The organism is Paenibacillus sp. FSL K6-1330 (assembly GCF_037976825.1).
GTDB lineage: Bacteria > Bacillota > Bacilli > Paenibacillales > Paenibacillaceae > Paenibacillus_AQ.
The window spans coordinates 4,409,020-4,429,598 of sequence record NZ_CP150269.1; the positions used below are offsets into that span (position 1 = coordinate 4,409,020).

The window sequence follows — 20,579 nt, forward strand, 5'->3', positions numbered from 1 at the left end:
TGCTGTGTGCGCGAAATCGCCTAACCCACCGCTGAATGGTTGGTTTAAACGAGTCCCGCTTAGCATACGTGATTTTCACCGAGTTCTACCCCCTCGCTTGTGTCCGGTATTCCTTGGGTGAGATACCGACCTGCTTCTTGAAGCAGAAGCTGAAATAATTCGGATCTGCAAATCCGACACGCTCCGCGATTTCGAACGCTTTAAGTTCCGATGATCGAAGAAGCTCTTTGGCCGTTTCCATCCGAAGCTGCATCAAATACTGCACGTAGGTCATTTTGACTTCTCTTTTGAACACAGCGCTAAAATAGCCTGTACTGATATGAAGCTGTACGCACAGCTTCTGCAGCGATAGCTCCGAGTCACCGTAATGCTCCCGGGTATAATGGAGTGCCTTCTCCACGATGTCTTTGTACGCATGCTGCCTGGAGCTGGCGATATGTTTGCGTATAGTCAAACAGACGTCCTGAAGCCAGGCTTTAGCCTCCTGCAATCCGGAAAACTTGAAGATCTCCGCATGCAGCTGAGACCCTGCGCCGAACAACGCCTCGATCTCAATTCCGGATTCTTGAGCCGATCTCAATATAGCCGTTACAACCTCCAAAAGGTATACCTGAACGTCCTGAATGGTACAGGAGGCACCCATGAGTTCATCAAATATGTGCGAGATTGCTTCAGTTAATTCCTCTTCCGTTCCGAGTTTTAGACTGCGGTTCAGCGCTTGCTCCTTTAATTCATCCAGACGAACTCCCTCCGGTCTCGGGCGCTCAACATCATCAATGAAGATGACTTTCTCGGCACCAAGAATCAACCGGTAGTCGAGCGCCAGCAGCGCATCCTGATAGGAATACTTAAGGTCGGACAGATTCCGCACCATAGAGCCCACTCCAATCGTAACCGGGAGCTTCAAATAATGAAGAATGCTTTTTAACAAGCGGTCAAGTGTCACCTGCAGCTCGCTATACCACGCTTCGTTTTCGCTCTCGTCATTCGTAATCAACAGCACAATGCTGTCCTGATATATGAATACGCTTACAAGAAATTCGGGATCCAGAAGCTCCTTAGCAATGTTCAGCATGGCATGCAGCATTAAATCCAAGTCTCCCGAATGGCGAAGGGAAGTTGAGGACGTATGCTCCTTATCTACAGAAGCGGGATATAATGCCATAACGGCAGCCAGGTAACTCCCCCCATTTAAAGACAAACCGTAATTTCGAGTCTTCTCCTCAATGATCGAGCGGGGCAATTTCCGGGTGAGCAGAGACGCAAGAAACGATTCCCGAAGCAAAGGCAGGCTCGTGCGGTAATGCTCCTTCAACTGGCGCACATCCTCACGCTCCGTAACCTCCATATCGATCTTGTCTTTGATCTTCCCCAATAGCTCCGTGAAGCTTTCGGCAGAGAATGGCTTCAGCAAATACTCGTCCACGCTGAGCGTAATCGCTTGACGGGCATAATCAAATTCATCATATCCGGTTAAGATCACGATTTTGCACAGCGGCTGAAACTCTCTGAGCCACGAGGCCAGCTGGAGCCCATCCTGAAACGGCATACTGATATCGGTAATGACGACATCCGGCTCCAATCGCTCCGCAAGCTCCATGGCCTCTCTCCCGTTCTCCGCCGTTCCCTCGATCGTAAATCCGCAGGCTCCCCACTGGATTTCCTGCACGAGTCCCTCCCTAACATCAGCTTCATCGTCCACTAACAGCACTTTATACAAGGCAACCTCTCCTGTTCTAATCTGTCAAATTAGTTAAAAGCATCTAATGTGATCTTACCCCGGCGCATCCAAATTTGGAATGCATCTTTTTTCAAGCTTGATGAAGCAAAAAAAAGAACGAATGCATGGCTCTTGAACAACAGAATGATTTCTGTTCATTAAGTCATGATTCGTTCTGATTTCAATTGTGTAAAAATCCTTACGCCTGAACAGGTACGGAGACGGGTTTAGCAGGCGCGCTTAATCTTTTAATGCTCAAGTAATAGGCAATACCGAGCGGAATGACGGCTCCGAGCCAAGCCAGCGGATTTGCCAGGCTTGCGCCGAGGAACCCAATCTGCGCGGTCAGGAAGATGGCTGCCAATACCCGCATAATCAGTTCCATAATGCCGGCTACGGTTGGGATAAAGCTCTGTCCCAGCCCCTGCAGCGTGAAGCGGTAGATGAACAACAGCGACAGAAGCAAATAGGTGCTGCCGTTCGATAAGAAATACAGCCTGCTAAGGGACAGCAATTCTTCTTGTCCTTGACCGACGAAGAGGCTGACGGCTGCAGGACCCGCGAATATAACCAGCAAGCCCACGGCGATGCTGAATGATCCCGAGACCCAGATACACTGTTTAACCCCAAGCTTGATCCGGTCAATGCGATTTGCCCCAAAATTCTGGGCAGCAAAAGTCGCCATCGTAATGCCAAAGGAACTCATGGGCTGCGTAGCAAGCATGTCAATCTTCTGAGCTGCCGTATATGCGGCTACGGCCGTTGCCCCAAGACCGTTAAGCGTAATCTGTAAGATGATGGCTCCGATCGCAATAATGGAGGCTTGGAAGCCCATCGGGAAACCGACCCACATATGCTGGCGTATAAATGTCCAATCGATGGACCAATCGGCATTCTTGAACTGCAGAAGCGGAACTTTTTTGTGAATGTATAATAAGCAGAGCAGGCAGGAGAACAGCTGCGATACCACCGTGGCAAGCCCCGCTCCGGCTACTCCCATCTTGAATACGAGAATAAATAACAGATCAAGTACGATGTTCAGAATGCTTGCGACCACCAAGAAGAGAAGCGGCGTCCGGCTGTCCCCAAGTGCTCTGAGCAGGTTAGCCAGCAAGTTGAACAGAACGGCTGCGCCAACACCCCAGTTAATAACGATTAAATACGAATAAGCATCATCCAAAATTTCTGCCGGCGTGTTCATCATGACGAGGACGGGCCTCGTGAATATGACACTCACAATGGTGAGGAAAACCGTGAATACAAGACTAATCCATATACTTGTTCCCACGCTTTTGCGGACGCCCGCGATATCCTTGGCGCCAAAGCGCTGCGCCGTTATGATGGACAAACCTGCCGTCAAGCCTTGGGCAAAGCCAATGACAAAAAACAAAATACTGCCCGTCGAGCCAACAGCCGCAAGTGCGTTTACACCAATAGTACGCCCCACGATCAGGGTATCCGCCATATTATAAAATTGTTGAAAAATATTTCCGATCAAAAGCGGGATCGTAAACATGATAATCAGCTTGATCGGACTTCCTTGCGTCATGTCTCTCATGTAGATTCTCCTATGCCGTCATAAACGTTCCTCTATATATTTATTTGATATTATAATGCTTTAAATATGCCTATAGAGCATCGCATTAAGAACATTATAATGGGTGAAGGTCGTTTGTATTCTTGTGTATCTTATCATGAAAGAACATAAATTTCTGCATATTTATCATCAAAACCGAAACAAGAACAAGTTATCAGCATTTGAACCGTTCGTAGCCGATTTTGATCCATGATCTTTCCATAACAGAAGAGGCCAACCGGTTATTCCGGTTGACCTTTTCAACATAATATAATGAGCTATATCAATGGAATCCCGATGATTTATGCTTCTTCAACAGCAAGCTTATCCAAAGCCAGCTTCGCACGCGAACGGGCTTCCTCCACTGTGCCGGCGGTTGACAACGCAACTGCGATCCGTCTTCCGATCTTGGTCACCGGTTTCCCAAAAATGCGCAGCTGCGTATTCGGAACAGCCAGTGCTTGCTCGGCGCCGGTAACTGTATAATTCTCCAGCTCTCTCGCCGCTTTTAGCGGACGGCTGGCTCCCGGCGTTATCAATTCGATCTCCGGGATCGGAAACCCAAGAATGGCACGGACGTGAAGCGCGAATTCAGATAAATTTTGCGTGACCAGTGTAACCAACCCGGTATCATGCGGTCGCGGAGACACCTCGCTAAAATACACTTTATCCTCAGTCAGGAACAATTCAACCCCAAACAATCCATAACCGCCAAGCTCATCGGTGATCTTCCTTGCAATATATTTAGCTTCCTCGATTTGCTCTTCCGACATATTGTGTGGCTGCCAGGATTCGATATAGTCCCCGCTCTCCTGAATATGTCCGATTGGCGCACAGAAGCTTGTTCCATTGACGGAACGAACGGTCAGAAGCGTGATCTCCGACTGGAATATAATGAATTCCTCAATGATCACTCTTCCGTTCTGCACACGGCCGCCCTCCATGGCGATGTTCCAGCAGGACTCGATATCTCCTTCGCAGCGGCATACGCTCTGGCCTTTACCTGAGGAGCTCATCAGAGGTTTAATTACACATGGAAACCCCATGTCCAGAACAGCCTGTTTAAACTCCTCATAAGTATCGGCAAATCGATAGCCCGCAGTAGGCAGCCCTAACTCCTCTGAAGCTAACCGGCGAATCCCTTCTCGGTCCATCGTAAGCTTTGCAGCTCTGGCAGTAGGAATAACCCGGTACCCCTCTTCCTCCAGCTTAACCAGTTCCGAGGTAGCCAGCGCCTCGATCTCAGGTACGATCAGGTCCGGCTTCTCCTGCTCAATGATTGCGCGCAGTTTCTCCCCATCCAGCATATCGATGACATGGCTATGATCGGCAACATGCATGGCAGGAGCGTCGGCATAACGATCGACGGCTATGGTTTCCACACCCAGTCTCTGTGCTTCAATCACGACTTCTTTTCCCAGTTCTCCCGAACCTAGCAGCAGTATTTTCTTCGTTTTTAACATCGTTGTTTTATCCCCTTTTCGTAGTTTCAGAGACTTATAGAATCAGAAAATAATAAAGAGGTAAGGGAAATAAGCTTCCCTTACCTCTGCCCAGGCGTACGGCCGTCGTCATCTATGTGCTCCCTCATGGTCCCCCATGCTGCGCCAGTCACACATAAACCTATACATTGTTATTTAAATCATACTGAATCTTCCCGTTAATTGCAATATCACCATAAGGCGACATTAGGATTTAGACTTCAGCATATCGATCGCATCCTTCAGCGATTGGGAAAACCACTTCTTGGGGTGAATAACCAACTGAATGTCCAGTCGAATGTCGGAATGCGCAAAGGGAAGAATCGCAAGCTCACCACGTTTGATTTCCTCCTCTGCTACCATCTTCGGCAATAATGAGATGCCCGTACCGGACATCACATATCTCTTGATTGCCTCCGGATTGCCCAATTCCAGGCCTATTCGCATTGGAACTCCGCTAGCACGCAGCACCTTTTCCAACATCATGCGGTAATTACAACTATCCTCGGGCATAATCCATTCGGCATCAGCCAGGTGTTCTAGCTCTATAACAGGTTTAACAAGAAGCGGATGATTCGGATGGGCAATCAGCAGAAGGGGCTCTTCCCGAATGGCGATCCAATTCAAGGAGGAGTCCTCTGGTTTTCTATCCAAAATAAGACCGAGATCATACTCGCCCTCTCTCACCTTACTGATAATGCTATCTTCACGATCCGGTTGTAAGCGGATGACAAGATCTTCATGCCTTTGTTTCAGCTGGTGAATGACGGACGGAAGAAAATAAGCGGCCAGCGAGTCTATCGTTCCGATCGATAAGGTGCCTCCGCCTTGCTTGGTCAGCTTTTCCTTCGACTGCTGGAACAGATCCAGCATTTGAACGGCATACTCAAACAGCTCCTCGCCGGACTTCGTCAGGCGCAAGCCTCTGCCATAACGTTCAAACAGCTTGACGCCATATTCCTTCTCCAGCTTCTGAATCTGGGTGGTTACGCTGGATTGAGCATAACCCAACTCATTCGCGGCTTTCGTAAAACTCTGGCGAATCGCAACCTCCCTGAAGGTTTGCAGGTAGATGAGTTCCATCGCTATCTCCTTATCAATAATACTGATAGTAATTATCTATTATTATAGTTAACTCCGATCTTAATTCCCATGTTAAAGTATAGCCATCACTCATGAATTGGAGGAAAGGTTATGTTGAGTCAGCAAGAACTGCATGGCATTTTTATTCCTGTGATCACTCCCTTTTTACAGGATTACGAACTGGATCTTCCTTCTTATCATCATTATTTGAAGAGTTTGTTATCCTACGATATTCAGGGATTGGTCATCAACGGAACGACCGGTGAAGCGCCGACCGTAGCTTGGGAGGAAGTCGTGCAGGTTGTGGAGCAAACGCGGGGGAGTTTGGGCGGACGGCTATTACCGCTCATCATTGGTACAGGTACCAACGATACGGTATCCAGCATAAAGCGAACGGAACTGGCAGGCCATATCGGTGCTGATGCGGTATTGGTCGTCACGCCGTATTACAGTCACCCTTCGATCGATGGCATTCTGCAGCATTTTCGAAGGGTGGCCGAGGTCGGGATCCCGGTAATTCTGTACGAAGTTCCATCGCGTACTGGAATCCGGTTACCGGTTGATGTCATAAGAAGAATCATGGAGATCCCCGGCGTGATCGGGATGAAAGACAGCACTGAAAGTACGGAGCTCATGAGAAGCTTATCCCATTACGATACGAAGCCCGTTCTATGTGGCAACGATGTCCTCTTTCATGAAATGCTGGTTCATGGAGCCTCTGGTGGAATATTGGCGTCGGCCAATGTGAATACCGAGGTTTTCATTCGGGTGTTTCAATTAGCTGCCCAAGGAGATTATTCACGATCCGAAATGGAATTCGAAGACCTGCTTCCCTACATTCGTAAGCTGTTTGAAGAATCCAATCCCGCTCCGCTAAAATGGTTGCTTGCCAAGCAGGGTATCATCTCATCGGACACCCTTCGACTGCCTATGGGACCCATTACGGATGAGCTTAAGCTCTCATTAGATCATGCAATGAAAATCTGATACAACCGGCTCGTTAATGTCATCGATTTCTCCTTGGAATGGCAAGGCATTCTCACTGCCTTGTCATTCTTGCTGCCTTGTCATTCTTGAACTGCGTACGTCATCTTCCTCTAAAAGCCCCGCTCTATTTCTTTCACGTCTATGACATGTGATAGATTTCACTGATTTTTCGCCAAAACAAGATGTTTCCGTTAAAATCTATCGCTTTAAAGGATTGATGAATGACAGGGTCCAACATATAATATGGGTACATTCAATCCTCCCAGAATTTTGAAAGGAGATTTGCAGTGCTGCCCTATTCCAGCCCTAATCATGATTTTGCCTTTGAACAATCTGTAATCGGAATGGCAATGGTATCGCTTGATGGAACGATTCTCAAGGTCAATTCGGCACTATGTGATCTATTGGGATATTCGCAGCAGGAGTTAACTGCCGGGGCGCCGCAAGAAGAAAACAGCTTCCGCGAATTACTGAATCGAGTGGTTCAGAACGCAAAAGCTGCACATGGGCTTCAGCAATCCCTAATCCCGTTTGAATATGCTTATTGCCATCCGTCCGGTCGCGAGTTATACCTTAATGCACGTTGCTCTGTTGAGCAGGATCCGGAGCAGGGTCCCAAGGGATATTTGGTACAATTTGAGGATCGAACGCTGCTGAGACAGCTCATGAAACAGCTGGAGCAGATGGAACAGAAGCTCAACGAGAAGGAACATTCGTTTCTGCAGCTGCTGGAAGGACTTCCCCTCTCCGTACTCATCACAAAAAAAGGCATTGTCCACTATGTTAATCCTGCCGCGCTCAGACTTGTTAACGCTGCGCATCCCCGTGACGTCCTTGGAATTTCAACCGACGTGATCGTCGACGCATCGTACCATAACGCATTGATGAAACGCAGGGCAAAATATGCGGAGAACGGAGAGCTCGGAAGCTTCAATTATCTGATACGCTGTCTGGACGGACAAAAGAAGATGGTCACCGGGTTCACGTTAATCATCAATTATGAAGGCGAGAAGGCCGCTGTCGGCATCTTTAAAGACATCACAGAGCAGCGGGCAGAAGAGGATCGCGTGATGCAATCCGAGAAGCTGACCACCGCCGGCCAGTTGGCCGCTGGCATTGCCCATGAAATTCGAAATCCATTAACTTCGATTAATGGATTCGTGAAGTTGCTGCGATCCGCGGAGCGCAGCAACGAGCTTTATTTTGAAATCATTGAATCGGAGCTCAAACGCATCGAGCTCATTGTCAATGAACTCCTGGTGCTCTCGAAACCGCAGGGCGTTCACATCAGCGGACCCATCGACGTGTTTGCCATTATGGAACAGATCATTACGCTGATGAAGGTTCAAGCTGCCCTCAAAAACATCGAGATCATCCCTCATTATCCGAGGGTTCCGGTCTTCGTTCAGGGTGAAGTAAACCAGCTCAAGCAAGTATTCATCAATCTGCTAAAAAATGCCATGGAAGCGATGAATCAAGGTGGTACCATTACCTTAGACATTTTGCACAATTCTCAAGAGGTTCAAATTATCGTGCAGGATGAAGGGGTTGGAATGACACAGGAGCAAATCCAATCCCTGGGACAGCCTTTTGTTACAACCAAAGACACCGGGACGGGACTCGGAATGATGATTACCAAGAACATTATTCATAATCATGGCGGAACGATGAACGTAGAGAGCATACCTGATCACGGGACAACCTTTACGATCCATTTACCGGCTTTATAACGCATACATATTATCGGAGGAAAAGGCATGGACAATCAGGAACCAAAAACACATAAACAATTTGCGATGGACTGCTTCAATCAGGTATGGGATATCTTGGAGAACAAACAACGTACACCGGAAGACGAAGAAAACATGATTCACATATGTCACAGCTCGTTTTGGCACTGGACACGGGTTGAAGATCATACACAGCGCAACCTTTCCATTGGATATTGGCAGCTCTCCAGAGTGTATGCGGTAGCGGGTCAAGGCGAACAAGCACTGCGTTATGCCAAGCGCTGCATCATTGTCGGATCATCGGCAAGCCTCGAACCATTCTATATAGGTTACGGGTATGAAGCGGAAGCCCGAGCCTATCTGGTCCTGGGAAACAAGGAGCAAGCTATGGCGTCCAAAGAAAACGCGACAAGGTATCTCGATAGGGTAACCGACAAGGAGAGCCATCAGATGCTTGCGAACGATCTCAAGAATCTGTAATCGGACACGGCCTTCCTCTGAGCAGACCCCTTATCGGAATGGTGCAGCCAGTTGATAACCGATATGATAAAAGACTTCTCTGATTAAAAAAGGGACTTTGCTTCTCAGGCTCTGATACGCACTCCGGGATGCGGGTGAAGGATTGGCTTCCAGGCCCATATCTTCTGCCATCATCATCGCCCGCTTCATATGCAGCGGGTCACTTACAATAAGGTAGGAGGACAGCCCTGCTGAATCTCCTACCTTATTGGCATAATGCAGATTTTGCTCGGTGATCCTCGAAGCCGTTTCGATAAGGATATCGCTCTCTGGAACACCGTGCTTGATGGCATACTGCCTGGCGACTTCCGATTCAGCAAGTTCATCCTCCGAACTACGTCCACCTGTAAATATCAGCTTGTTTACGAACTGACGGTCATACAGCCAAAGTGCATGATCAATGCGTCCCTGAAAAACAGGCGAAGGCTCTCCTTCCCATACTGCAGCCCCCAGCACTATTGCTGCATCAGCCGGGATATTCACTATTCTTTGTGCGTAGTTCCAAATCGTGCTGCCCACATATATCGTATAAATCAGCAGGATTCCCATTAGTCCCAGCAAAACTCGAATCACGATACGCTTTCTTCTGCCCCCCGCTTCCCTTGCCGGCATATTTCGCATCATGTTGCACCTCCAAGCCCAATCTTAATCTAGCTAAGGCATCCGTTCTAAGCAAGCCGCCCTTATTCACAGATTTCAGAAAAAATAAGCCCAATGCACCTCATTGTTATGAGAGATACATTGGGCACGCATGTTACAACAACAGAACTATGAAATAGTACGCCATTCAGACTTTAGCATAGCATAGGAATACTCATCCCACCAAATATCGCCACGAGGGATACACTGTTGAAAATAGCCTTCTCTCCTCATGCCCAGCTTCTCCATCACCCGGTACGAAGGTGTATTCTCGGGCTGGCATGTCGCAATGATTCGATGCAACCCCAATACCTCGAAGCCGTGCTGAAGCAAAGCTCTGGCGGCTTCCGTGGCAAACCCCCTACGATGATAGGTCGAATTAAACACCCAGCCGATTTCATACGTATGTTCGCCGAACCATGGATGAAACACCATGTGACCAATCACATGCTGATCTTCCTGCAGCATAACCGCATAATGATGAGCTTTTTCACCCTTGTTCTGCTCCAAAAATTGCTTCACCGTTTCTTCCGTATGCACCGGCTCAGGCATGTAATGCATCACCACCGGATCGGATGTATACTGCAGAACATCCTGCCAATCATCTGGTTCAAACTCGCGAATCACTAATCTTTCGGTAACGATATCCATTTGCCTAACTCCTCTTCAAGTTGTATTTAAGTGTCCTCATTCCTCACACTTCAATACAGAGGCAAATGCGATTCGCCGTATATGCAGATCTTTCTTGATAACGCCGGGTCACCCTCTTTCACTGTACAGACTACTCCGAATATATTCGCCCTAAATTATGAGACTCCTTCATAATATGTCAAATTCCCGGTTATTTTGGCTGAGAATCGATTTCATTTTATCAAAATGCATGCCTTCATGATATAAGCAAAAGCTTAAGAATTCTTCTACCCTGGTTAACTTTAAACCTTTGGAGGTTGTATAGGGAGATAAAACCGTTCAAATGGACAGCCCTTCTCCCTATAGATATTCTTAACTATAGTCTGTAATCCGTGACGGAAAATCAGCAGCAATAAAGATAGAATGTTTATTGCTGATTCAACTCGTCCAATAGCTGAAGCAGCGTTTCTTCCTTCACTGCGCTACCCCCTCGTCTTTTTCATCAATAACATGATCCTCCAACAATATGGTATCAGATATGCGACGACTTGAACGGGATCCAGTCGGCAACCATTTATTGTTTAATGAATTTCCATTGACACCGGTTTCATTAAGGATATATTATAAACTTAAATAGAGTTTTTCAATATTAATTCTTCATAAACATTTTGATAATCCCACATTCACGTCCTTTTAAGTTTATTTATTAAACTTAAAGGGCAGAGTGTTTAAAGAGGAAGGTAGTGATCGCACACAATGGAAGTACATTTGCCCAGCACGATTCGCAGGATGAACAAAGAGATTGTGCTCAACACCATTAAGGATATGGGACCTATAGCCCGGACCGACATTGCCAAAGAGACCGGGATAACCAAGGCAACCGTGTCCGATATCGTCAAGACACTCATTGAGGAGAAGTTAATTTTTGACGAGAAGGATGACGCCGATTTAAGCAAACGCGGCACAAGACTTCATTTTGCCAAGAACGCCGCCTTCGGTATCGCCGTTGATCTTGGGGGGACTACCCTCCATTTCGGACAATTCAATCTGGCCGGCGAATGCATCGCTAAGCATACCGTTGCTACTTATAAGCATCAGTCAAGCCGGGAATTTCTAGACCATATGGCAACCGACATCAAAGATTTCATTGAATCTACCAGACAGCCGGCCAACCGCCTCGCATTCATAAGTATTGCCACTCCCGGAATCGTTGATCCATCCTGCGGCATGGTCCTTGAAGGATCTCCCAACTTGCCGGAATGGAAGAACATTGATCTAAGGCAGTACTTTAGCAACGTATTTCAGGTACCCGTTACCGTTGAGAACGACGTGCGAGCTGCGCTTGTCGGCGAGATGTATGCCGGCGCGCTCCAGAATTTAAACTCTGCCGTGCTCATTGGCATTGGAACCGGGCTGGGTTCCGCTATTCTGATTGACGGCAAATTGATACGAGGTGCAAGAAACGCAGCAGGTGAAATTGGTTACATGCTGTTTCAGCAGCATCATTTGTATACCCCATCGGACAAGGGACACTTTGAAATTATATGTTCCGGTTCCGGTTTGGAAGCTGCTGCGCTTAAGATTTTCGATAAGAAGCTTACGGCTAAAGAAGTATTTGAGATGTCTGTGGAGGGAGATATCCAGGCACGTCATTTGGTTTCTAGATTCGAGGAGCATTTGGCCCTGGGCATTCTGAATATTATTTCCCTGCTCAATCCGGAGAAGATCCTGCTTATGGGTGGATTAACGCAATCCCTCTCGCTCGAAGGATTGAATGCCAAAGTGGGGCTCCACACTACGGACGTGACCGATGTTACGATCGAGATATCAACCCTACAGCATCAATCCGCACTGCAAGGCATAGCCATTCTGGGCTTAAAGCAAGCTTACCCGTCACTTCAATATATGAATGACAAACAACTCTACTAACAGGAGCGTGATTATAAAATGTCAGGAATCCAATTGCACCCGCATGATATTGTAGACGAAGGTATACCGCAGATTATGTCTTATATTCGTAAGCTGAAGGATGTCCGTTACATCTTCCCTGAAGTTAATACCATTTTCGAACGAAATCCGAACCCTGTTGGCCGTTTACCGCGAAACGCCGTGCACGAAGTTGTATTCGGTACGGGAACGATGCACGCCATCCTTCCTTCTTATGAGGGCTCTGGACTTGATCAGCGAAGAGAACTCACCCTCAGCCCGGATCAGGACCCTTTGATGATGATTAAAGAATCACTGCAGGACGAAGAGTACGAGATTATCCCGTGGCTGAATATTTTAAATGGCCATTTTGAAGGCCGTTTGCTCGCCAACAACCTAGTTACGGATATGGATGGACAAGTCATACCTCACTGGCTCTGTCCCAATGCCCCTGATGTCATCGGCTTCTGGGAAACAGCATTGCTCGACTTGCGCAAGCGCTACGGATACACCACTTACATGATTGATCGCATCCGGTATCCGGATTGGGGCGGCGAAGAAGTGAACCCGAAAGGATTGTTAACTTGCTTCTGTCCGCACTGCGAGAAGAAAATGCTGAAACAGCACATGGATGTAAGCGCCCTCAAGGATACGCTGAGACAATGGACCTCCCTAATTGCAGAGAAAAAATTCGAGGAGGCCGTAACGTTTGCCCAAAACCATGTGCTTATACAAGAATGGATCACGTTTCGTCAACGAAGCGTAACCGGCTTCGTGGAACGTCTCATCGATCGCGTAAGGAAAGTAAACGAAGACTTTACCTTGTGGCTGGACCTCTGGCCTCCTGCTTACAGCTGGATGCTCGGTCAGGATTATGCAAGCATCACGAAGTTTGCGCCCGCCTTGAAACATTTTCCGTATCATAAGCTGGGCGGCGGTGCGGACGTACAAGGACTGATTCATTATTTAGCGGATACTGCAGAGGAACAGGAACGTGCATTCCGAGCTTTTAAAAGATTCTTTGAGCTTCCGTACGACCTGTCCTATGAGACGTTTAAGCGAGAAGGGTTCCCTATTCAATTTGTCGCTGATCAGAACAACAAGGTGCGAAATCTATCCGCCCCCGATACGCGTATCTATAGCGGAATTCAGATGTGGAACATCTCTCCTCAGAATCTGATCGAGGCCGTGAAGGCCGGTGAGCGTAGTGCCGCAGATGAACTGCTGTACTACTGTTACGGCTGGGCTGCGGATGAACTGTTTGAAGCCATACAAACCTATCGAGAGAAAGGAATGAACTAGCATGCAAAAAATACAGCGCCCCATTATTTACTTTCTCATCTTTGCTACCATGTTTGTACTCGGCGGAATTCAGAACACCAAGGGGCTCATTCTGGAGAAGGTCCAGACCGATATCAATCTGGATCTCAGCCAAGTCGGCGTTATGGTATCCGTCTTTCAAGTAGGATTTTTGCTGGCAAGCCTTGTGGCCGGTATATTCGCAGACCGTAAAGGCATCAAGATTGTCATGACCTTCGGTACGGTTCTGATGATTCTCGGTTTAATCGGAACCGGCTCCTCCTATGCCGTGGCCTTCTTCCTCGGATTCTATCTGATTGTCGGTGTTGGTATCGGCTCCATGACAGTCTCTGTTGCGACGCTGATCCCCACCTTCTTCAAGGAACGATCCGGCGTGGTGTTCAACCTAGCCAACGCGTTATTCGGAGTTGGAATGATTGTTACTCCGCTCGTACTGAATGCGATTTTCTCTCACAACATCAGTTGGCGGATGTTCTATATCGGAGTAGCCGTCGTGATTGCCCTCATTCTGGCTGGACTTATGATGTTTAAACCGGAACGGAAGGTCGTCTCCGAAGGACAAGATAAAGTCAGCTTGATGTCGGTTGCAAGATTGTTTAAGGATCGCCAAATCTTATACGTCATTCTGTTCATTTTGTTCTATGTTGCAGCAGAAGCCGGATTCCTGAATTTCTTCCCTATCTTCTATACGTCGCTGGACATAGCCGGGATGGACGCGGCGCAGAAAGCCTCAACGGCAGCGTATATCATTGCCAGCTTTGCTTTCTTATTTACCATTGGACGTTTCGTGGGCGGGTTCATCATCTACAAGCTTGGCGAAAGACGCACCTTGATCGGATTCTCCGTATTCGCTTTTCTAGCCTTGATTCTCGGGCGGGTCCTAGTTGTGAACGCCAGCTATCTGATGATGCTGTTCGGACTTGCCCTGTCCGTATTGTTTCCGACGGCTCAGGGCATTGCTTCGAAACTCACGAAGCAGGCCGGGTCACTGCAAGGCCTCATCTACGTTGCCTCTGGTTTGGGAGGTGCCGTTGTTGGACTCTTGATTGGAGAAGTATCCGATTCCTTTGGCATTCAGCATGGATTTAATATGATCTTTCTTTTTACAGCAATTATTACAGTGTTGGCCCTGCTTATTCGCACCCCTGGACGGACAAAAGCCTAATCATTTCTGCATAATCATTACGCTCCCCAAGATCGCCCGCAGCATCGGGCGATCTTTTTATTTTTGGACTGCCACGATGCTCACAAGAGATTTTTCATCTTCTGTGCAACATTAGCACGTCCCGTCCGTCTATGGATATATAGCAGCAAGTACATATTACCAATTCATGATAAGACTTAGCTGAATCCTAGCGTTCTATGATAATCTACATTTGGAGGATACTACCATGAAAAAAATCTACAAAGTACTAACAACCGCTACAGTTCTAGCGATGGCGGCACTGCCGATAGCAGCGAATGCACAGGACGTCCCTCCTGCTTCAGCCCATACGGGACAAGGTAACATCATGAACCAGGTGAAGAAAAGCGTGCCTGGAACGATGGGCTACATAAAGGACTTCGTAAATGACAAAACAGGCACATGGATTACCGTAGCCGGCCGGGGGTTGGCAGCAACCGACCAACAAGAAATCAGGCTCTCCGTATCCAAGGATACTAAAATCATCGATGCCCAAGGGAACCAGGTCCAGCTGCAAACGATCGTGGATAAAAACAAAGCGATAAAAGCTTTCTATAGCCCAAACATAACGAAGAGCTTACCCGCTCAAGGTTCGGCGCTTACGATTATTGTTCAGGATCACGACTTTGCCGTTATAGATGGAACTATCTCCGAGGTTAACAAACAAGGTATCCTTGTGGAGGGAACCAATCTGTACAACGACAGCCAAGAGACCATTCTGCTTCATCTGGATCCAAAAGCAAAAATCATCGATCAAAATGGCAACACAATGAAAGCAAGCGACCTGAAAACCGGCATGAGCATTCGTTCCTTCTATGGACCTGCCGTTGCGTTAAGTATGCCGCCTCAATCAACAACGAATTATATTCGGGTCAACGCGGATGCCGAGAATAACGATCAGGAGCAAGCAGCCGGCATTGACGGAATCCTTACAGAAATGAAGGATGGAAGAATTAGCGTTTCCGGTAAACCAGTTAAAGCAGGTGACCTCGAATACATCGTGCTCGCTGTTGATGGCGACACAAAGATTGTAGATGCCGAGGGCAAACCATTAACAGCTGAAGCCTTGAAATCGGGTCTGCGAATCGAAGCTGAATACGTGTCCGTGATTTACCCTGCCCTGTCGCATGCAGATAAGATCGTGGTCTCCGATACCTCAGCGCCCAAAGTCGAAGGCACGATAACTGCATCCGAACGCACTTCTAAGGATCAACTGTATATCAATGTAGGTTCAGATCAATCCACGGATAACGATATCATCATCACCATCTCCAAGGATACTCAAGTGATTGGACTGAATCCCGACGAGAAGCTGGAACCCGGCATGAAAATCGTGGTCTCCCACTCCCCGATCATGACCATGTCCATACCCGCATTCACTTCCGCCGAAGTGATTATGGTTCAAGCCGACAACTAAGCTAATGTTCTGGCTGCTTACCGTAGCTAAAATAAATCGCCAAAAAACAAAAAAACATCGTACTCAGGAATTCCTGAATACGATGTTTTTTTAATGTAGTAAGATATCAATCGTTACTTAACTATTCCTCAAATTCCACGTTGTGATACACCTGCTGAACATCCTCGAGGTCTTCCAGTGCATCGATCAGCTTCTCGAACTGTACCTGTCCTTCTTCCGGTAAGGTGACAAAATTCTGAGCCAGCATGGTAAGCTCGGCAACGGTAAACTCCGTAATTCCAGCGGCTTTGAATGCTTCCTGAACCGCATGGAACTGGTCGGGTTCAGCATAGACGATCACCGCTTCTTCCTCTTCCAGGATGTCACGGACATCCAGATCGGCCTCGAGCAGCAGGTCCATAACTTCCTCAGCCGACTTACCTTCAACGCCGATTACTGCGGTTGGATCAAACATATAAGATACTGAACCGCTGACGCCCATATTGCCGCCGTTCTTATTAAAGGCAGAACGTACAGCAGGCGCCGTACGATTGACGTTGTTGGTTAAAGCATCAACAATGATCATCGAACCATTCGGACCAAAACCTTCATAGCGCAGCTCTTCATAATTCTCATCCCCGCTGCCTTTGGCTTTATCCAAGGCACGGTCAATAATGGCTTTCGGCACATTGTATGTTTTGGCACGCTCAAGAACAACCTTCAGCGCACGGTTGGACTCGGGATCCGGCTCGCCTTTTTTGGCAGCAACATAGATTTCTACACCGAATTTCGCGTATACGCGACTTGTATTAGCATCCTTGGATGCTTTCTTTTCCTTAATATTATTCCATTTACGGCCCATACATTTCCGCTCTCTTTCATCATTGAATCTGTAGCCGGTATTCAATAAATACCCTTGTCCATTATATCTCTATTAAGTCCCTTGAACAAGGTTAAGAGCGTATATCCGGAAAATAGACACATCCCCGTAATCATCAATCCGTGATGATCGCCGACGAGTAAGCTATAAGGAAGATTTTATATTCCAACAAATGAACGAGAAATTCTTGAAGGAGGCTGGAATTGCCCCCAGATATGTATGCCGGGTTGACGAACCTCCGGCTATTGCAAGTCTTGTTCGTGCTGGTCTTGGTGCTGCCCTCTTCGAATGTCTCAAAGGCACTTCCTGCTCATGAACAAATGCGGGAAGCGCTTTTTTTACGAAAAAAGTAGATGAAATAAAAAAAACAGTTGATTATTTATAGACAAAATAATATTATGTCTATGTATCAAACAACGAAATGCGCATTCGCTTGTTTTTTACGATATCCCATCTGTTAAGTACAGATCCCGAAAGGAGACACCTTCATTTTGCTTAACAATCCCTATGTTCGAACGATTGTCTTGTCACGCATTCTCTTGAATCTTGGCATTTGGGTTCGTAACTTTGCCATTCTGCTATACGTTACCGACTTGACAGGCAATAACCCTGTGTATGTATCCCTCATATCCGTAGCTGAATTTGCGCCCATTTTCTTGTTTGCCTTCATCGGCGGTACTTTCGCGGACCGCTGGCGACCCAAGCGTACTATGGTCAGTTCTGATGCATTGTCTGCGGTATCGGTATTTCTCGTACTGATCGCCGTTCATAACGGGTCGTGGCAGGCATTGCTGGTACTTACGTTCGTCTCAGCTTCGCTGTCTCAATTCTCTCAGCCCTCAGCGATGAAGCTGTTCAAACAGCATGTACCCGCTGAACAGCTGCAATCCGTGATGGCCATGTTTCAATCGATGGTTGCCTTCTTTACGGTCATCGGCCCGATCGCCGGTGCATTTGTATATCAAACGTTCGGCATAGAAGTATCGCTGATCGTAACAGGCGCGTTATTCCTGGGTTCTGGATTGATTCTGACAATGCTGCCCCGTGATTTACAGGAAGAGACACAATCCAAGCAGCAGAACCTGAAACAAGAGCTTATTGAAGGCCTTCGTTATGTGTGGAATAATCAAACGCTTCGAACCCTTGGCGCGACCTTCGCCGCGGCTGGCTTGGGAGCGGGACTTACTCAGCCGCTCGCGATATTTGTGACGATTGAGAACCTCGGTCAGGATAAGTCATTCTTGCAATGGCTGTTAACGGTCAATGGGGCGGCGATGCTCGTCGGAGGGGGCTTCGTCATGGCATTTGCTAAGAAAATACCCCCTCAAACCTTACTTGCTCTCGGCCTGAGCGTTAGTGCTGTCGGGACCCTTGGTATCGGCTGGTCAACCAGCGTCATCTTTACGATACTGCTTCTAGTGCTTAACGGATTCTTTTATCCGACCATCCACATTGGAATCAACACCATGATCCTAAACAATACGGAGGGGCCGTATATCGGTCGGGTCGGCGGCGCCCTAACCCCCATCTATATGGGAATGATGGTGCTGGGCATGTCGCTGGGGGGATTGCTCAAAGACCAACTGTCCCTGTTCGCCGTTTATGCGGCCAGCACATTCTTATTCCTGACCGGTTCGGCGCTGCTGCTCCCTCTGTTGAAAAAGAAAACGAGCACCGCAAGCGTATTGGAGCAATGAACAACAATAAGAGCCGCCTCACACATTTCTAGAGGCGGCTCTTATTCTCTTATTTTATTTTGAACTCCAGCATATGTTTTTCTACTTCTTGTTCAGATGCATACGATGAACGGGATTCAGGATACAACTTCAGTACCATAGACTCTGGATCATCCAGCATATTGCTGCTGAACGTATACTGAGACCCATCCTCCGTTCCGTGTCCCAACAAGCTGGACAATTTATAAGTTCGCCCATCTGCCGTCTTCGATACAATTTCGAATGGTTGTACCATGTCACTTATCGAAAGCTTGGTTTGAAAATCAATTTTTTTCCCAGGATCGTAAGCGAATCTTACTTGTGTCATGAGCGGAGAAATCTCAACCTCAGATAACACAATCTGATGATCGCCTAGCTTGAATGTTTGATTTGGTTGATACGTCTCCGTCTTGATTGAAGCAAATTTCGGATCCAAGTTGAACTTAATTTTCATCCTCTCGGAGTAATTCATCTCTGACTTGACCGTTCCTGTCTTGGGATCAGACAGTTTGCCTCGATCTACGGATGCAATTTGAAAATCCACTTCAATGCTTCTAGGGAAAGGTTGGCTGCGATCCAACTTTAATGTTCCACGCCCTTGCCAGCTTTGACTCTCCCAGCCTCCTATTTTTGAGGTATTTCCTAAAGAACGGCCTGTTTGCGCATCCTTCATTCTAACACTGTTCACATCATAGATCTCCTGGCTGTAATCCGTCTTGGCTGAATATAACAGTATTAATTTGTTCTCGTCCGCTGTAACAGCATCGATGTTAATCTCGTAAAGTCCCGATTTCACCGACTTGTTGATCATCTGAATATAATTGTTTCTTATCGCCGACTCCAATGTACTTTGATCGATATCATAGTCCATTCCCTTAAACTTGCTCAGTGCTCCCCAGTCCAACGTCTGCTCCTTGGCTGCCTGTGGAGCAACGGTGTCCTTGAACGGACTGAGCAGCCACAAACCGGCAGCCATAATAGTTATGAGTGTGATAGCAGCCACTTTCAAAGAAAGATTTCGAGATTTCCCGCGCGTCCGTCCCATCGCCAACCCGCGCTGAATAGCGTATGTAGCATCGATAGCATGAAGCTGCTGCCGTTGTTCCTGACGGATCTGTTCCGCATCGGCAAGCATTGCTTGTTCTTCAGGACTAGTCATCCTGCCATTCCCCCCGATTATTCATTAATTTTCGTAAATGCTCCAGCCCCTTGTACTGCCATGTCTTTACTGTTCCCTCCGGCTTGCCGAGGATCGCAGCTATCTCCTTCAGTGTCATGTCATTATAATATTTCAATATCAGCACATGTCGGTACTTGGGCTTCACCTTTTTCAGAACGGGCCACATAGCAAGCCTGTTATGATTGAACCCTTCCAAAGCTGGTTTGACAATCGCTTTTTCCAGCTCATGATCAGGCACTGGGACAGCTCGCTTGCGACGTCTCTGTTCGTCAATACAAACATAGATCAAGATGCGGATGATCCAGGCTTTGAATGCTCTCCCTTCTTTTAACGTTGAACGCTTGACCCATGCTCTACACGTCATCTCCTGCACTGCTTCCAGGGCATCATATCGGTTGCACAAATAACTGTAAGCAATATGGATCAGTGTGTCCTTGTGTTCCATAATAGCCTGGTAAAAATCGGTTTCTTCTTCCGTTGTTGTCAGTACCACCTTTTTCATCTCTGCTTGGGAGCCCATCATGATCTCCTCTCCTTCTCTCTCTATATGATGCTCTATGGGTTAAGACGGACGAACTCCCAAAACGGTTTTAATTTATCTCAATCCCATGTGC

Annotated in this window: 17 protein-coding genes and 1 riboswitch; of the genes, 8 read left to right on the top strand and 9 right to left on the bottom strand. The window is 47.3% G+C overall.

All coding sequences use genetic code 11. The features are described 5' to 3' along the window. Positions 1-85 precede the first annotated feature (85 nt). The 4 genes from NYE54_RS19795 to NYE54_RS19810 form a co-directional block, all read right to left on the bottom strand. Positions 86-1,720 (bottom strand): response regulator, encoded by a 1,635-nt coding sequence (locus tag NYE54_RS19795; protein WP_339265603.1) that lies wholly within the window; start codon positions 1,718-1,720, stop codon positions 86-88. 199 nt (positions 1,721-1,919) lie between these two features. Beyond that, complete coding sequence (locus tag NYE54_RS19800) at positions 1,920-3,278, bottom strand: MATE family efflux transporter (protein WP_339265605.1); 1,359 nt, start codon at positions 3,276-3,278, stop codon at positions 1,920-1,922. Between the two features lie 320 nt (positions 3,279-3,598). Continuing rightward, positions 3,599-4,759 (bottom strand): phosphoribosylglycinamide formyltransferase 2, encoded by a 1,161-nt coding sequence (gene purT / locus NYE54_RS19805; RefSeq protein WP_215163008.1) that lies wholly within the window; start codon positions 4,757-4,759, stop codon positions 3,599-3,601. 81 nt (positions 4,760-4,840) lie between these two features. Beyond that, positions 4,841-4,921: riboswitch (ZMP/ZTP riboswitch) on the bottom strand. 63 nt (positions 4,922-4,984) lie between these two features. Continuing rightward, complete coding sequence (locus NYE54_RS19810) at positions 4,985-5,860, bottom strand: LysR family transcriptional regulator (RefSeq protein WP_339265607.1); 876 nt, start codon at positions 5,858-5,860, stop codon at positions 4,985-4,987. A 111-nt stretch (positions 5,861-5,971) separates the two neighbouring features. On the opposite strand from NYE54_RS19810, the gene dapA reads away from it, so the two are divergent. The 3 genes from dapA to NYE54_RS19825 all read left to right on the top strand — a co-directional run bounded on the left by dapA (position 5,972) and on the right by NYE54_RS19825 (position 9,057). Further along, entirely contained in the window at positions 5,972-6,847 is an 876-nt protein-coding gene (gene dapA / locus NYE54_RS19815) for a 4-hydroxy-tetrahydrodipicolinate synthase (RefSeq protein WP_339265609.1), read from the top strand. Positions 6,848-7,134: 287 nt separating this feature from the next. Beyond that, positions 7,135-8,577, top strand: coding sequence for an ATP-binding protein (locus NYE54_RS19820; RefSeq protein WP_339265610.1), 1,443 nt, complete (start codon positions 7,135-7,137; stop codon positions 8,575-8,577). A gap of 27 nt (positions 8,578-8,604) precedes the next feature. After that, positions 8,605-9,057, top strand: a complete 453-nt coding sequence (locus tag NYE54_RS19825) for a hypothetical protein (RefSeq protein ID WP_076321779.1) — start codon at positions 8,605-8,607, stop codon at positions 9,055-9,057. Positions 9,058-9,087: 30 nt separating this feature from the next. Here the strand turns inward: NYE54_RS19825 and NYE54_RS19830 are convergent, their stop codons facing one another. Both NYE54_RS19830 and NYE54_RS19835 read right to left on the bottom strand, forming a co-directional pair. After that, the gene (locus NYE54_RS19830; RefSeq protein WP_339265612.1) at positions 9,088-9,720 is read right to left on the bottom strand and encodes a YdcF family protein; all 633 of its coding nucleotides are present in this window, start codon (positions 9,718-9,720) and stop codon (positions 9,088-9,090) included. A 144-nt stretch (positions 9,721-9,864) separates the two neighbouring features. Further along, the gene (locus NYE54_RS19835) at positions 9,865-10,386 is read right to left on the bottom strand and encodes a GNAT family protein (RefSeq protein ID WP_339265614.1); all 522 of its coding nucleotides are present in this window, start codon (positions 10,384-10,386) and stop codon (positions 9,865-9,867) included. A 735-nt stretch (positions 10,387-11,121) separates the two neighbouring features. Here NYE54_RS19835 and NYE54_RS19840 point away from each other — a divergent pair. From NYE54_RS19840 to NYE54_RS19855, 4 genes are all read left to right on the top strand, one after another. After that, positions 11,122-12,294: an ROK family transcriptional regulator gene (locus NYE54_RS19840; protein ID WP_215163014.1), complete on the top strand. Its 1,173-nt coding sequence runs from the start codon at positions 11,122-11,124 to the stop codon at positions 12,292-12,294. Between the two features lie 18 nt (positions 12,295-12,312). Continuing rightward, a complete protein-coding gene (locus NYE54_RS19845; protein ID WP_339265617.1) occupies positions 12,313-13,593 on the top strand; it encodes a hypothetical protein in 1,281 nt (426 codons plus the stop codon). A gap of 1 nt (position 13,594) precedes the next feature. After that, positions 13,595-14,776 (top strand): MFS transporter, encoded by a 1,182-nt coding sequence (locus tag NYE54_RS19850; RefSeq protein ID WP_215163016.1) that lies wholly within the window; start codon positions 13,595-13,597, stop codon positions 14,774-14,776. A gap of 226 nt (positions 14,777-15,002) precedes the next feature. Further along, entirely contained in the window at positions 15,003-16,211 is a 1,209-nt protein-coding gene (locus tag NYE54_RS19855) for a peptidase (RefSeq protein WP_339265619.1), read from the top strand. 121 nt (positions 16,212-16,332) lie between these two features. Here the strand turns inward: NYE54_RS19855 and NYE54_RS19860 are convergent, their stop codons facing one another. Beyond that, entirely contained in the window at positions 16,333-17,052 is a 720-nt protein-coding gene (locus tag NYE54_RS19860) for a YebC/PmpR family DNA-binding transcriptional regulator (RefSeq protein ID WP_076321809.1), read from the bottom strand. Positions 17,053-17,561: 509 nt separating this feature from the next. Here NYE54_RS19860 and NYE54_RS19865 point away from each other — a divergent pair. After that, positions 17,562-18,767: an MFS transporter gene (locus NYE54_RS19865; protein ID WP_339265622.1), complete on the top strand. Its 1,206-nt coding sequence runs from the start codon at positions 17,562-17,564 to the stop codon at positions 18,765-18,767. 49 nt (positions 18,768-18,816) lie between these two features. On the opposite strand, the gene NYE54_RS19870 is transcribed toward NYE54_RS19865, so the two are convergent. Beyond that, entirely contained in the window at positions 18,817-19,944 is a 1,128-nt protein-coding gene (locus NYE54_RS19870; RefSeq protein ID WP_339265623.1) for a DUF4179 domain-containing protein, read from the bottom strand. Then, positions 19,937-20,488 carry a sigma-70 family RNA polymerase sigma factor gene (locus tag NYE54_RS19875; protein ID WP_339265624.1) on the bottom strand — a complete coding sequence of 184 codons (552 nt, stop codon included), beginning with the start codon at positions 20,486-20,488 and terminating at the stop codon, positions 19,937-19,939. Before NYE54_RS19875 ends, NYE54_RS19870 begins: the two co-directional genes overlap by 8 nt. Between the last annotated feature and the right edge of the window lie 91 nt (positions 20,489-20,579).

Coding starts and splice junctions, on each gene's coding strand:
- NYE54_RS19800 (WP_339265605.1), bottom strand. CDS start 3,278: ATGAGAGACATGACGCAAGGAAGTCCGATCAAGCTGATTATCATGTTT.
- purT (WP_215163008.1), bottom strand. CDS start 4,759: ATGTTAAAAACGAAGAAAATACTGCTGCTAGGTTCGGGAGAACTGGGA.
- NYE54_RS19810 (WP_339265607.1), bottom strand. CDS start 5,860: ATGGAACTCATCTACCTGCAAACCTTCAGGGAGGTTGCGATTCGCCAG.
- dapA (WP_339265609.1), top strand. CDS start 5,972: ATGTTGAGTCAGCAAGAACTGCATGGCATTTTTATTCCTGTGATCACT.
- NYE54_RS19825 (WP_076321779.1), top strand. CDS start 8,605: ATGGACAATCAGGAACCAAAAACACATAAACAATTTGCGATGGACTGC.
- NYE54_RS19830 (WP_339265612.1), bottom strand. CDS start 9,720: ATGATGCGAAATATGCCGGCAAGGGAAGCGGGGGGCAGAAGAAAGCGT.
- NYE54_RS19835 (WP_339265614.1), bottom strand. CDS start 10,386: ATGGATATCGTTACCGAAAGATTAGTGATTCGCGAGTTTGAACCAGAT.
- NYE54_RS19840 (WP_215163014.1), top strand. CDS start 11,122: ATGGAAGTACATTTGCCCAGCACGATTCGCAGGATGAACAAAGAGATT.
- NYE54_RS19845 (WP_339265617.1), top strand. CDS start 12,313: ATGTCAGGAATCCAATTGCACCCGCATGATATTGTAGACGAAGGTATA.
- NYE54_RS19850 (WP_215163016.1), top strand. CDS start 13,595: ATGCAAAAAATACAGCGCCCCATTATTTACTTTCTCATCTTTGCTACC.
- NYE54_RS19855 (WP_339265619.1), top strand. CDS start 15,003: ATGAAAAAAATCTACAAAGTACTAACAACCGCTACAGTTCTAGCGATG.
- NYE54_RS19860 (WP_076321809.1), bottom strand. CDS start 17,052: ATGGGCCGTAAATGGAATAATATTAAGGAAAAGAAAGCATCCAAGGAT.
- NYE54_RS19870 (WP_339265623.1), bottom strand. CDS start 19,944: ATGACTAGTCCTGAAGAACAAGCAATGCTTGCCGATGCGGAACAGATC.
- NYE54_RS19875 (WP_339265624.1), bottom strand. CDS start 20,488: ATGATGGGCTCCCAAGCAGAGATGAAAAAGGTGGTACTGACAACAACG.